General features: G+C 40.1%; 10 protein-coding genes. 4 read left to right on the forward strand and 6 right to left on the reverse strand.

Annotated features, from left to right (window positions below):
• Positions 1 to 24: 24 nt before the first annotated feature.
• Positions 25 to 4,152 (reverse strand): NACHT domain-containing protein, encoded by a 4,128-nt coding sequence (locus BMX11_RS07265; RefSeq protein ID WP_090882974.1) that lies wholly within the window; start codon positions 4,150 to 4,152, stop codon positions 25 to 27.
• A gap of 346 nt (positions 4,153 to 4,498) precedes the next feature.
• Between BMX11_RS07265 and BMX11_RS07270 the strand changes: the two genes are divergently transcribed.
• Positions 4,499 to 7,489 (forward strand): RNA-directed DNA polymerase, encoded by a 2,991-nt coding sequence (locus BMX11_RS07270; RefSeq protein ID WP_090882977.1) that lies wholly within the window; start codon positions 4,499 to 4,501, stop codon positions 7,487 to 7,489.
• A 349-nt stretch (positions 7,490 to 7,838) separates the two neighbouring features.
• Here the strand turns inward: BMX11_RS07270 and BMX11_RS07275 are convergent, their stop codons facing one another.
• The 3 genes from BMX11_RS07275 to BMX11_RS07285 form a co-directional block, all read right to left on the reverse strand.
• A complete protein-coding gene (locus BMX11_RS07275) occupies positions 7,839 to 8,156 on the reverse strand; it encodes a hypothetical protein (protein ID WP_090882979.1) in 318 nt (105 codons plus the stop codon).
• 83 nt (positions 8,157 to 8,239) lie between these two features.
• Positions 8,240 to 8,728 (reverse strand): MauE/DoxX family redox-associated membrane protein, encoded by a 489-nt coding sequence (locus BMX11_RS07280; RefSeq protein ID WP_139180141.1) that lies wholly within the window; start codon positions 8,726 to 8,728, stop codon positions 8,240 to 8,242.
• 110 nt (positions 8,729 to 8,838) lie between these two features.
• Entirely contained in the window at positions 8,839 to 9,426 is a 588-nt protein-coding gene (locus tag BMX11_RS07285) for a Crp/Fnr family transcriptional regulator (protein WP_090882981.1), read from the reverse strand.
• Between the two features lie 316 nt (positions 9,427 to 9,742).
• Here BMX11_RS07285 and BMX11_RS07290 point away from each other — a divergent pair, with 316 nt between their 5' ends.
• A complete protein-coding gene (locus tag BMX11_RS07290) occupies positions 9,743 to 9,979 on the forward strand; it encodes a hypothetical protein (RefSeq protein WP_090882983.1) in 237 nt (78 codons plus the stop codon).
• Between the two features lie 6 nt (positions 9,980 to 9,985).
• Here BMX11_RS07290 and BMX11_RS07295 read toward each other — a convergent pair whose 3' ends face one another.
• Positions 9,986 to 11,137 carry a hypothetical protein gene (locus BMX11_RS07295; protein WP_090882985.1) on the reverse strand — a complete coding sequence of 384 codons (1,152 nt, stop codon included), beginning with the start codon at positions 11,135 to 11,137 and terminating at the stop codon, positions 9,986 to 9,988.
• A gap of 334 nt (positions 11,138 to 11,471) precedes the next feature.
• Between BMX11_RS07295 and BMX11_RS07300 the strand changes: the two genes are divergently transcribed.
• Entirely contained in the window at positions 11,472 to 11,747 is a 276-nt protein-coding gene (locus BMX11_RS07300; protein ID WP_090882987.1) for a MerR family transcriptional regulator, read from the forward strand.
• Between the two features lie 306 nt (positions 11,748 to 12,053).
• Complete coding sequence (locus BMX11_RS07305) at positions 12,054 to 12,572, forward strand: 2'-5' RNA ligase family protein (RefSeq protein ID WP_175474498.1); 519 nt, start codon at positions 12,054 to 12,056, stop codon at positions 12,570 to 12,572.
• A 148-nt stretch (positions 12,573 to 12,720) separates the two neighbouring features.
• On the opposite strand, the gene BMX11_RS07310 is transcribed toward BMX11_RS07305, so the two are convergent.
• Complete coding sequence (locus BMX11_RS07310; protein WP_090882991.1) at positions 12,721 to 14,394, reverse strand: RagB/SusD family nutrient uptake outer membrane protein; 1,674 nt, start codon at positions 14,392 to 14,394, stop codon at positions 12,721 to 12,723.
• Positions 14,395 to 14,406: the final 12 nt, after the last annotated feature.

Consider the following 14,406-nt stretch of genomic DNA (forward strand, 5'->3'; position numbering starts at 1 on the left):
TGATTAGTTATATTTGGGTTAAGGTCAGTTATCTATAAATTCTTTTATTTGCTCTAAGGCTAATTGCTGTCCGTTTTCTTCAGCCCTGAAGTCTTCGAGTATAGTTTGTGTGTACCAGATGAGGTCATTTGCGGATTTGGGATATTTTTCTTGATTAATCTGAGACTGATTTTCCATGAATGAGATTACCAAAAGCAAATCTTGTTCGCTTTTTTTAGCTAGTCCTTTGAGGATTTCTATGATAAATCGGTCCGGGGAACGATAGAATTTTGAAGAGTGGAAACGTTCATCTAGATAAAGATGAAAAATCTTTGAAAGCTCTGTTAATCCCCAGGCTGTATCAACTTTCCAGATTTGGTAATCAGATTGAATATCATAGGGAACCGTTGTTGTGTTTTCCATATATCTAATAATGTAACTGAAACCTTCGTGTTGTCCTGAATGTGCTAGGTACTTTGCTGCTGTCATTTTGTCTTCCTCCCCAACTAGGTCAGAGCTTAAGGCCATTTTTAATCTGGGATAAACCTGGTCAGCAAAATCAACGATCAGGTAGGAAACGAGCCTTTCAAAATTATAATTTTCAAAAATGCTCAGATTATGAAAATAGGGCAACAATAGCTCCAGGTCACCATTTAATTTCTTGAAAATCTGCAGTGCATGATATGTTATCTGGACTCCAATTAGTTTTTTTGCGATCAGGCTGATAATTATGTCAGGAGCGTCGCTGACAGCAAGCCGTTCACAGATCTCAAGATGGGAAGCAATTGTACTTTCTAAGTGTATGCCCTTATGGAAGTTTTTCAAGATTTTTTCTTCTAACAGCTCTTCTTTTCCCTGAAAATGGGTAAGTATCCTTCCTGCGAGTGACTTCCTCTTATTTAATTTAGCATTAGATATTCCTTTGATCCCCTCGTCCATCATCCAGGTAAATTCCAAAATAATTTCATCAGGAGTATCAAAGCCCAGTTCTTTCCAAATGTCTACTAATAATTCTTCGTTACTTTGGTAGCTGCTGGCATCGCTCAATCGGTAAGCCGTTGCAAAATCTGCTTTCTCAAGCATACTAAAGTAAAAAGACTCAAGGATTTTGATTAACTGCCGGTCTTCTGGACTGTCCGACTGGTGAGAATGAAGGATTTTGTTAGCCCTCCAGTGTTCAAAATACCCAGGTTCATCCAGCAATTCCAGACAGCTTGTAAGCTTAACTTTTCCAATAGTATCCTTCCGAGATCCAATAAATGAAAGCAGGTGATTAGATTCCAGATGGGTTCTCTTCACCCTTCGCTCTGGCTCTTTGTAAAGATTTTCGACAGTAATGGTCTTGCTCTTGAAATGGGCGAAAAAGCATTCGAGGGCAGCTCGGAAAGAATCCTTGGATTGTAGAAATTTATAGTCATTCTGTTTTCTGGTTAACTCAGCCTCCAGATAAATCTGATAATTAGAATTACTGTTTTCTCTATTCGGTTTTAATACATGTCTACTCATACTACGCAAATGCTCTGCCTCCTTTTCTCTTCCTCCTCTAAACAGGGCTGCAATACACGCATCTAGATCATTTCTGCTGATATCTCCATCATGGATGAGTCTTAAAATTCGCTCTGAATCGCATTCTGCTATAAGCGTAGAGAAGTCATAGTGGTAATGTTTTCCATCAGATTTTAAAAGGTAGAGTTCCAGTGCCAGTCCAGTCGTTTTTGTCAATTCAAAGAAAGTGCCTAAGAAGCGGATTTCTCTATTGAAATATCGCTTTTCTCCGGCAATAAAGAAATCCATCACTGCTAGCAGGATACTTTTATCGTGTTTGTATAATTCAGCGGAAAGTTTGGCTAGTCCTTTTATGAAGTGTCCAGAAGCCGAGGCTTTGTTGCGGTAAAAGGAAAGCCAACTCCTAGTACAGAGTAGGCTATATAGCTTGTTTAGATTAACACTTGAACAGGTCTGGAGAAAAAATCTTTCAAGGTTACGCTCGGACGCATGATGGCTAACGTTCTTGTTATAGTCAATGAGAATCGTAAATCCTTCTATACCAAAATCATAATAATGATCTACCAGCCCTAAGGCAATCAATAGCTTATAAATGCCATCCCTGCATTCCTGTTCTTTAATTAGTGAAGATCGCGAGATGAAGAGATTAATGAACGTAGAACCACTGAGGTTATTCTTGGCCAAAAGCTCAAAAAGAAGTTGTGCATAATATGGGGAACTGGTGCCTAACAGTTGCTCCTGAGAAACAGTTTCCAGATTCTTGTGAAGACAAGAATCAACAGGAAATTCTCTTAAGATCCTGCAGCATGTTATTTTCAAGTCATCGGCTGCAGCAGAGTAAAGAATGTTAATTAGATAGGAAACGATCGTTTTTTCACCGTCAATGAAGTTGGCGATCACAGATTCCCGCACCAGCAGGGGACGGATCTTTTTGGTCATGCAGCGTTCGATGATGGATGTAATTGCCCATAGCCGGAAAGCAGCGCTAAACTTGCTACTGTCGCATATGGTAAAGATTTCGGGATTGTCCTTCTCTATCAGATTTATTAGCTCCTTGCTCTCGGTGCTTCCTTCCCCTTTCATCGAAAGGTATGAAGCAATGGTCTGTATCCATTTGGTTTTGATCTTTTGTATTTTGCTACCAATGGTAACTAATCTGTAGATCTTCTCAAAAGGATGGCCTTTTAACTCCATAGCTGCCAACTGCTCTTGAAAAATAGCACTGTAGAAGCCCCAGTATTTCCCGGAGTGCGAAATTACCGGACTGTTCTGCAAAAGTTCTATCTCGGTAGGATCAAAAAGTTGTTGGAGGAAATCCTTAGGAGCGGCATTCAGTCCAGATAATTGTAAGGCTAGAGCAAGGCGCTGAATGGTTTTTCGGTATTTTGCCCGGTTATGGTCCAATATCTTTCCTCCTGAGAGCCTTCTGGATTCGCTCGGAGACAACGTTTCCTCAATGAATTTGTTAATGATCTCAATCTTTCCTCTGGGGATAGATTTTGGATCCTTTTTATACCATTGGACGAGATTACTCAGGTAAAAAGGTTTGCCAAGGAGATCCATTATCCCATGATCTCGCATCGCTACAAGGAACTTCTCTTTACGTTCTCTTAAATGCTTTTCTATGTAGGTTTGGTGATAATAAAAAGATAAATCTCTGAGTATAAAATAATCAAAATCTGAAAGACTGGAGCTCACCTTATAATGATGGAAAAAGAGTAATCTGCAAGTAATGACAATGCTGATAGAGGGGTATTCTGCCCTAAAGAGATTAATATGATTTAATGTATCGACAAAACTATCACTGGAGACTTCATCAAGGCCATCGATAAAAATAATAGTATCGATCGCAGGTGTCGTATCCCAGGTACGAAATAGACTGCTTAATAGTTCCTTAATTGGAATTATTGGCAACGTTTTAAGGCTTAATAAGAGGGGGAAATATTGTTGTGGATGTTTTTGTAGCTCATATATGGTTTGAAACAGAAGCATGCTTTTTCCCTCATAGGGATCTGCAAGCAGGCAGATAGACTTAGTCTCCATAGGATGTGCTGTTATGACTTCGGTCAGATTATAAATCTTCTTGTTTTCTTCTGTCGACCAGATATCTAGTTCTTGAATATTATCTTCCAAGCGCATAATTTGCCGAGGGATAAAATTTTTCACAGGTGTAATTTTAATGTCAAGTGGGGCTGCAGGAAAGCAATGATCCTTGGCCTGTGAAAGACTAAAGTAGTGATGGACAATTCTAAAATGATGTTTCAACAAATCGTTCAACTTATTGATATCCCAGCATGCGTAACTTATTCCATGCTTATGAAAATATTCTTCCTGTGTGCGGATGTAGTCTTGAGATTTTTTGTTCTGCAGGTCTGCGGTTGTCGCAAGGATGAAGTTATCTGATTTGGAATGAAAATCCCCTGAAATAAATTTTTTTGATACCGTTTCCAGTGCCTTTAAGTCTAATGAAGTATCTTTGCATTGAATACAGATATGTTTTCCTGTAAGCCCGTTAAAACTCGTAATGTCTACCCCATGCTGGCTATTTCCTTGTTTTAGATACCTTGAAAAGGATAGTCCCGAGAATTGTTCTGCAGCTAGGTGCATAACCAGACTTTCAAATTTATCCCATCCAAGATTATCCCAATTGAGCGCTGAATCTTTCATACCTGTGAAGATATATAAAAATGATCTTATGGATCAAAAATGATATCAACAGGATCCATAAGCTATACATGCGAAATCCACAGGTACTTACTTTTAGAAATAATTCCTGTAAGTTTCCTTGTGGTGTTCATTACCGGTTGAAGGAACGAGAAATGATCAATTCTATTCATCTGTGATGAGTGTTGAAAGGGGGCTATTATCAGTCTACAAAATTTGCCAAAAGGTAAAAAAATATTACTTTTAAAAACAAAAGTAAATTACATTAATTCACCTCTCAACTCCTAAAATATTATTTTATGAATACATACTATAATACTACCGATCAAGGGTTGTGTAACCAAAATATATGCATTTCACTCTTAACGAACTCATTGTTGCTTATAAGAAAGCAAAGTCCGAGGTTTTTCACGAAAAGCTACAAGTTTCACTTTTAGCATTTCCTGAATACGAACAAAATTTATTAGAAAATCTAAGTTCGCTTTTAACTAAGTTGAATAATGAAGAGATCGAGTTTGTAACTTCTTCCTCGTTCAGTGCATCAGATGATCACTATCCAATTGTTAAAAAGATTCATTTTAGTAATGATCATGTATTGGGAGAAGAAAATGTCTATTATTCTAGCTTAAAGAGTCGTTGGAAAGATAAAAGATATCAGATTAAAAATATTGATTTCCGGATAATCAGTAACCTTACGGTGGATTTTCATGTAATTTCTTCGCTTTGGATAGACCATTTTGCTTATGAAATAGAACTTAAATTATCTGAGAATAGCTATGGCTCTAGGCTTAATGCGAGTGGATTTCATCCGTCTGCTGAAACTAATCATTTTAGGGCTTATATTCATGACTATAGGAAATGGCAAAAGAAGGGACTAGATGCGATAAAGGAAAAAATGGATGATACAGATGAACTGGTTGCGTTAACAGCTGATATCAAATCATTTTATCATAATATAGATGTAAGTTTTCTTGCCAGTGAATCTTTTTTTAAAAGTTTTATGCCCAGGATTTACTTGAGCCAAAGACAAAAATATTTAAACAACTTACTTATCAAGGCAATTAGTTACTGGTCCGAACACTGTTATTCAAATTTAACCCAAAAAACCAAAGAGTCTTTTAATGGTCAAGGTCATGTAGGGATACCGATTGGTTTATCTGCTTCTAAGGTAATTGCAAATCTAGTATTGAAAGAGTTTGATGAAGCAATAGAACAAGAATTGATGCCATTATATTACGGAAGATACGTTGATGATATTTTCTTGGTCTTGGGAAAGAACAAAAAAATAACTGGCAGGGAATCAATGTGGGATTACATCTGTGAGAGAGTGAAAAAACTTTCAAGAGATAGGGACGATGAGAAAAGTTTTCGTTTTAAGCTTTCTTACTCTCCTAAAACCCAGATTTTTTTTAATAAGGATAAAGAACGCATTTTTTTTCTTGATAAAAAATGCGGTATGTCGATTGTAAATGAAATAGAAAATGAGCTTAATGAAAATTCGAGTGAATGGAGACTTTTACCGGATGCAGAGAACGATTTGGATAAATTTACTGATGGTATCATTCAGGCTAATTCTGACTCTACAGAGACTGTAAATAGTCTTAGAAAATCTGATGGAATAAGTATTCAACGTTTAAAATATGCACTCTTTGTCAGGAGTGCGGAGGAATTGGTACTAACTCATCCTTACTATTTTTGGAAAGATGGAGTGCAGGATCTTTTTAGAGTAACTTCAAATTTTATTATCGATCCTGATATACTCAATAACTATTTGCAATATATGGTTCGAATTATTAGATTGGCAGTTTATAACTGTGATTTTAAGGCCTTTAGAAGCCTGTATGAATCACTGATTCAATCAGCAGAGCTACTAATGGAAGACATCTTCATGGAACAAGATGATGATGTGTTAAAATATAAAAGTTATTTGAGGAAAACTGTTGAATTGGCTATTTATACTGGAGGAAGCTTATTACTTCCAGAAATGAAGCTTGATTCTTTCTATGAGAAATTGCAGAAATTGACTGAAATGGAGGTTGATAGGGAAAAAATAAATAAATTTTTCCTAGCAGACATCCATCTTATTCCCCTGAAAAATCTTTTTGATAAGCAGGCATCTAATCTAAATAGCTATTTTAGAAAATTGCTTGATCATAAGCCATTATCTAAATCATTCATCGCATATAAAGAAAAAAAAGGTTTATTAATAGAACCTTTTATTGTTGAAAAAATAAAAAGTATAGATCAAATTTTTCAAACATATGTTTTTGAATACATAAGAGAGGAGGATCTGGTCCCGACAGCATTTTTCTTGCCTACCAGGAAAATGACCTACTTAGAGATAACACGCTTTTTGGATAAATGGCTCTTCGATCAACAAAAGATATTCAATGCATTTGTTAATGTCTACGAGTTGAAGAAAATCAAGGTGCCAATAATAGAAGACGGAGATAATAAACATGTTTTTATTAATAATTTCCCCTACAAGAATAATCCAGTTGTTGCGATCACTAGCTATGAAATCCTTGATGAGAGCTGGGAGGCATTTATAAAAGGAATGGCCGAACCTGACGGAACCAGATTGAAAAGGCTTTATAAGTTAATCAATGGAATACTAGAGAATAAAGAACGAAAAATTGATTATATCGTACTTCCAGAACTATCTGTTCCACAATATGCTATCAATATGATTAGCAAACAGATTAAGGGTAGTGGGATAACACTGATTGCTGGCATTGACTATAGTATTGATAGGTCAACGTCAACGGTGCAGAATCAAATGGTTTTTGTAGTCCCATTAACTGTAGGTGGACGCACTCATCAAGTGAGAATAATCCAAGAAAAACTTATTCCTGCAGTGCATGAAGCTTCTGAGCTTTATGATAAAGCAGGACTCAAGTTAGAGCCAACAGATAGAAGTAAATTCATACTCACAAAGGATGGGTTTACTTTTTCTGGCTTGATTTGTAATGATTTTCTAAATATAGACTACAGACAACAATTGAGAGGAAAGGTTGACGCACTTTTTTTGGTTGAGTGGAATAAAGATATCGAGACATATAATTCCTTAGTTGAGTCCGCCGCCAATGATCTACATGCTTATATCATCCAGGTTAATAATAGGAGATACGGAGACACCAGAATTCGTGCACCATTCAAAGAAGCACATCAAAGAGATGTTTCTCGTATCAGAGGAGGTCTTTTGGATTATTTTGTAATCTCGTCCTTAGATATTAGATCATTGAGGCTTTTTCAGATGAATAAGGTTTCTCCAAAAGGACCATTTAAGCCGGTTCCTACAGGATTTGCTATGGATGAGAAACGAAGATTAAAAAAATAAAATTATATAGTATTATAGATATATGTATCAGTTGAATTCCCGCATCTACTACTGTATCATTAGAAACAGGAAAAGTATTTCCATAATTTTAATAAAATAGTGGGCATCCGTTGGAAGTCCGAATTCTAAAGTTTGTCAAAGCAGAATATTCCTTGATACAATATATAATGGCAATTTTGGAAAATATGATCCATGCGATCCCAGAAATAACCTCTGCTCTATGTGACATGATGTGGTTATAAACCAATGTAGGTATTTCGGTAAACGATAAGTAAAATTAGAGCGACAAGTCATTTAAATTTTAGGAGAATATTTAAAGGAGCGTCACAGTGACGCTCCTTTGTTTTGATTAAAGCGGAGTTACATAGAAATCTCCGCGGTCGATCGGCTCGGTGCTCAGTGGAGCATCAGTGGGTTGCGGGGTAGGGTTTACAGCGGTATCGAAGTATCCGGTACAAACGGGTTCAGCTGGGTTTTCATTACAGCCATATTCATACTCTTCGGTATCGATGGAGGAGATTTTTACCCAGGCACCGTTGAGGTATCCGAATTGTTCATGTGCACGTTTGGTGCTGGCGCTGGTAAATGCGCTTTGGGTCAATACCAGTGTTGTTCCAATCAGCACTGCTACAGCGCCGAAGTGGATTTTTTTGAAGAATTTTTTCATTTTTTGTTTTTATTAAGGCTTGGCCGTTTGGCCATGATTTTTTCCCATTTACGCCCGGCTGATCAGCAAATGGAAGAGGTTTTTTATAGTCGATGGAGACGATCAGTGGTTCTCCGGTTTAGTCTGTTTTTGGATGGCCTGCTTTCTTTAGCTGTTGCTCGGTATCGATAGATTCCCAGCAGGGACAGGCTGAGGAAGAAAAGGTTAAAGTAGAGGTGTGGCTCCCAGCCCATTTTGGATAACACCCCGCCGCAGGAGCAGGGGACCCTGTTGAATATACCTGTAAGTACCAGTGCGATATAGATGGTGAAAGCACTCATGAGTAATGCGGAAAGCCAGAGGCCGGTTTTCTTATATCTGTTGGTGAGTAAAAGACCCGCCGCGGCTATTTCGATTGCCGGGATGCCTATCAATAGCACGGGTGTCATTGCTTTGGGGAAGACCTGGTTGTTGAGCTGTTTGCTGAAGGTCTCCAGGTCGGTTAGTTTGGAAAGGGCGGCATAGATCCACAGCAGTATCAGCAGGAAGCTGGCGATCTGAATGAGGGGGTGGTTTTTATTTTCGTTTTCCATAGCGAGATCAAAGTTGGAGGGATTGTGGCTGAATGTGGTAACCTGTAGGTTGCAAAATCGCTTGCCAGGTATTTTCAGGGTTGCACAGTGGGTTGCAGTTTGGTATGGTTTTAGGCTTTGGGGGCTTTCCCGTTCCTTAGAAAATTGAGGGTATTTCTGTGGATGCCCAGGAAGGAGGAGATATGTGTGGTGGATACAAAGGCGAAAAAGCCGGGGTATTCCTTGTTGAAAAGGGCTAAGCGTTCTTTGGCTGAAAGGGTTTTTAACTGCTGGTTGTGTTGGAATTGCCGCATGAGGTGCTGGTTGGAAAGTAGCTGATAGATCAGGGTACACTCTTCAAAGATTTTGGCCAGATAGCGGAAGTGTTGCTCGCTAATGGCCAGCAGTTCACAGTCTTCCAGAGCCTGGAGGTAAAGTGATTTACCGTCCGGTATGCCGAATTCCAGTGAGGGAGGGAGGAAGTGGCCTGAACGGAGAAATTCCAGGGTATGCTCCTGATGGGTTTCCGGATCGATCTGATAAAGCCTGAGGGTACCTCTTTCCAGGAATCCCAGGAAGAGCTCAGGAGGGATGGCCAGGGAGATTTTTTGTCTTTTTTTGAATCTTATCGCCTTTAGCGCGATCTGCAGGTAACTTTCCAGGCCGATGGGAAGCTGGTGCAGGGATCCAAATCTGGTGATGTAGTTTTTGATGTTCATAAGATTTTTTTAGCAAAGAAATGGGGATAGGGGAAGCTGTCAAGTTGCTGGGCTAGCAACCCCGGGCAACCCATAAATTTTAAGGGTTTAAGTATTAAAATCACTGAAATGAGCTATATTTGGGCATGAATTGAATTTGAATTACATATTGATATTGTAGCAGCAGCTATTTTACTGTTTCAGAAAACCGCAACATTCAGAACAATACAGGAAAAAATAGATGGTTGCCTACGCTATGCGTGGGTGCCTGTTTATCTTGTATTGTGGGCTCTTTGCGGTGCCTCTGAAGCGGATATCAGGTTACCGCGCTTTTTTTATGGAAAAAAATCCCTCCGCAAATATTTACCTCATTAACCTTCCTATAGATGAATTGCCGCTTTCTGAAACTTTTAAGTTACGAAGCAGGCTAATGGATTTTTTTACCCTGCAGGATATCATTGCACAGGATCATGCTATGCTGTTTGAGCGGGAGGGGTATAATGAGAAATGGTATTTTGAGTTTGTGGATTTCCTTAAACGTAAGGATATCCTTTTCCTGCTCAGTGGTAAGTGATTTTCTTTAATATCTTTCTTTGGCTAGTGCCAGCATGGCGGCGAGTTTTTCCATCACTTTTTTGATGTCATTCCCGGAATGGGAATAGTAGGCGTTTTTGAAGCTTTTCTCTGAGATCTGGGTTCTATCTACTGTGCTATAGGTGCTGGTGATATACCGGCGGATGGATTTGGGGCTTTCGCCTATCACGATCCCAACTTCTACCTGCAGGTACATGAAGATAGCCAGTTGCCTGACGGTGAAGGTGACCTGGTAGGTTTTGGGCATCTGCCCGGTCAGGGTTAGGTCTCCTGCCATGACATCTACTGATTGGAGGTAGGCTATTTCTGCGTTGATGTACCTGAGCAGTGCGGTATCGATTTTGGAGAATGAGGTGCTGTAGGGAATGGAAATGACTTTAAATATTTGTTCCACTATTTTCTTGAGGTAATTCAGGATTCGGTACTGCTGGGCAAGGTGGTCACATTGTTCGATTTCTCCAGTGATATAGCCACAACAAAAATGGTAAAAGCAAGGGTGATTGAGGTCTGCAGAGATCAGTAGTATGATGAGATCGAGAACGGAACTATCCGGGTTATAGGAGCTGAACTCTTGTTGCATGAGTTTGATTAGGGAATGAAGATAGGTGGTCTGCTGGTAATTGTGGTCTGAGGAGCTGTTGATGAGTTCCTGAGTGATGGTGGAAAACATCTCGGTCACTTCACCGCTGACTTTATTGTTTTTTAGGATGATCTGTAAATCGTTGAGCTGTTGTTTCAGCTGGTTGCTAAATGTTCTCGCGCGGGTGACGGGTAACTTGCAGTCAAAGTCGAAGTAATGGGGGAATTGGTTTTCCAGGGCGATCAGGATATTATCAATGGTAGATTGGTAGCTGATCAGGATATCTTTACGCGTAGGGTCGATGGCGGGTTCGCTCGAAAGCGCTGTAAGTTCATTCTCCAGGTCATTGAGCAGAAAGATAAGTGACTTCTGGTGTTGGTTGAGGTATTGCTTGCCTTTTTCGGGTCCGGTTTCTACGAGGGCATTTTCAATTGACATCAGGATCCGGGCTTTTTCTGTTTCAGATTCTTCCAGGTGTTCTTTGATCTGTGATGGATCGGGGTCTTCATGGATAGCCAGATCAATTAATTGCTTGAGGTTGAGCAGTTCAAAAGTCATAAGCGCAGAGTCGTTTAGCTTCAGTAAGCTAATGATTTTGATGTTTACAATCGATTTACCGTGGTGAAGCAGGCCTGAGCCGTGGTGAAACGCTTATTTAACTTGATGTTGTGTTGGGGCTTTGGGTGGGATGTTTCCGCTTGAGGTTATTTTAAGGCAGGTTGCTGGTCAGGGCAACCTATGGGCAACTTGATGGCTGGGCGGGATAGCGTTTATTTTTGCTTCGTCATCAACCGGTCTATAGTGGTGGGTAGATTCTGTCAGACAATCTGCTGTCTGAAGAAAACACCCCAAGATTTTTAGGCCAATATCATTTACCTAAACTTTTGAACGTATGAATAAAATCGATGCACTCCTTGACGTCCTTTATAAGATTTATTACCTCCACATGCATCACATGGGAGATTACAATGGTCAACAACTCCATCTTAAAGATGAGCAGATGACCAGACAGCAGGTCAAAGATTATTTAGGGATAAGTGAGACAACTTACAAAAGAAAGGTGAGGGAAGGGAAGTTGAGGCCTTTAAAGATGCCTGGAGGTGACCGGTTTTACAAGAGTCAATTGGAAGAGGAATATAGGGAGAGTATTAGAAGAGGAAGAATATAATGCATTTCAAAAGGCTATTATTTTGTATTAGCTAAACTTGACTTTTTGGGTATTTCAATGGAACTGGGTCTTACCCAAGTTTGGTCTGCGTTTTACATCGGAATCGCTGAAACAAAAGGGAAGGTGTCCTTCGCTGCTTAACTTGCATTAGCATTAAATTAAGCATTCCGCTCAAAGATAGCAAAATCATTCTCCCAATACGGCTTCAAGTACTTTAACCAACAATTCACTTCCACCAGAGCGAAATCATTCTAGCTGAAAACAAAATCGTAAGTTTAAAGGTTAGCCTCTATAAAATTAAAGCATTTGAATTCTTATATTCTCACCGCAAAACTAGATTTGGAAAGCCAGACGTTCTTTAATACCCAACGGAAAAAATACTTTCCCAAAGAACGCAATGTGCTCGATGCGCACCTGACCCTTTTCCATCAATTTCCGACTAATCTTACTGCCAAAGAAATGTTGCAACGAATTTCATCATCCCAGCAAATACCGTTAACTGCAGAAGTCCAAGCCCTGCGCAATATCGGTTATGGTGTCGCTTACCTGATCAACTCCCCAGCGTTAAGTTTGCTACGCAGTCAGCTAATGACCGCATTCGAAAACGAGCTTATCCCACAAGACCGGCAAAAATTCCAACCGCATATCACCATCCAGAATAAAGTATCACCTCATCAAGCCAGAAATCTCCTTGATTCCCTGAAAACCAGCTTCAAACCTTTCAATATTATTATAACCGGGCTCGATTTGTGGCAATACCTTAATGGCCCATGGCAACATGCGCAATATTACCCTTTTCAATCAACTAATTACTTACCCCTATAGGTACAATTTTTCCCAGCATCCTTTTAAAGATAAAATAATGAAAGGGCAGAACCGCGATCCAGTGTAACCTCCCCGAAATCCCTACCAGAAAATCAGGCTTGAAAATACAAGAGGGCAGTTTTTTAACCGCCCTCTTGTATTTTATGATTTAATAGCCTGGATTCTGAATCAGGTAACCTGGTAGATTGGATGCACCATCGATTGCCGTTTGTGGAATCGGGAAAATCCTTTTGCGAACATCTGTATTTGACTTTTCAGTCCAGCTGCCCTCATATTTTCCAAAACGGATCATGTCTGTACGTCTGACCATTTCCCAATATAGCTCGAATCCCCGTTCCCGGAACAGCAGATCCAGGGAAATGCTCGTCAGGGGAGCGGCTGGTGTCGATGCTGTTCTTGCTGCCCTTACTAGGTTAACATCTGCCAGGGCAGTTGCATCACCTTTTCTAAGTTTGGCCTCCGCGCGCATCAGATAAATATCGGCCAGGCGCAGAATGATAATGTCGTGCTCGCCAAAGTTTCTTCCACTTACGGAGGTTTTGCTAAACTCATATTTACTTACGCGATATCCGGTGTTGTAATTACTTCCAGCAACAGTATAATCCACATTTTCCGTAAAATTGACCTCTAAGGTTGGTCTGCTGCGCGTGTCGTAGAAAAGTTTATCCACCTGCATTTTCCCATCAGGGCATCGAAGAAACACTCCGTTTCTTCTAATTAATCCGTACTGTTGTCCACGAAGGATACCGCGGTTGATGTTGAAGCTTGCAGCATCAACACAACCCGCTGCCGAGGGTAAATTCTGTTTGAAAAAACGTGGGTCGGCAGCGGCAGGATCCACCGGTGCATAGGCATTCACCCAGGTGCGGTAAAAATCAGAGGTTATCGCCGGTCCGTCCGTGCCATTGGCTCCTGTATAAGCAGGCAAAGGAAACTGGTCCCCGGAAATAGAGAAATAGGCCAAACGGTTATGTCCGTTCAGGTCTGCGCGCTGGTCTACAGCAAAGATAAGTTCTTTATTGGTGTGGTTGTTATCATTGAAAAGTGAGAAATAATCAGTAGCAAGATTATACTGCCCAGAACTGATAATCCTGTTACAGTAATCTATCACCGCATCCATATCTTCATTTTTGAAGGTAAATGTAGGTGCGTAAACATCTCTGTATACTGCTGCATTGAGGTGCAGGCGGGCAAGCAAGCCCCAAACAGTACCTTTAGTGATCCGCCCCGGACCTGTGGTATTGTCCACCAAGGGTTCAATTGCCAAGAGTTCCGATTTGATGTATGCTATAGCCGCCTCACCCCTCAAAATTTTCGAGGTTTCGCTGACATCCTCCTTTACAAACACCAATCCATAGAGATCAAGGGTAAGCATAGAATAATAGGCTCGCATCCCTCTGGCTTCTGCCAAAAATAATTTTGCACTTGGATCTGGATTACTAGCCAGCGCGTTAATAGCGGTCACGCTTCTGGACAAGCCAATGAGGATATTGTTCCAGGTATTTCTTACGTTAACATCTGAGCTGATATTGGCATGCTGGTGAAGTTGTAGGTAAATCCCATTATCTCCCCAATCTGTTCCTCCCCGGAAAGGCAGGATGGCCTCGTCGGTTGATATCTCCTGCAAGGCGAAATAATTGGTATGTAGAAAGACATCCTCCAGCTTGGCATATACCGGGGCAATGATCCCTTCGGCCTGCTGCTTGATCGATAAACCGGCCACAGAAGATTCATCAAGTACCTTTTCATCTAGTTTTGTACAGCTATAGGTGACTGAAATGCAGATAAGGGTCAGTAACACCATTGATATTTTCTTTGTCATGACTGTAATATG

Origin of the sequence: Pedobacter rhizosphaerae (genome assembly GCF_900111155.1) — a bacterium.
In the GTDB taxonomy this organism is placed as follows: Bacteria; Bacteroidota; Bacteroidia; order Sphingobacteriales; family Sphingobacteriaceae; genus Pedobacter; species Pedobacter rhizosphaerae.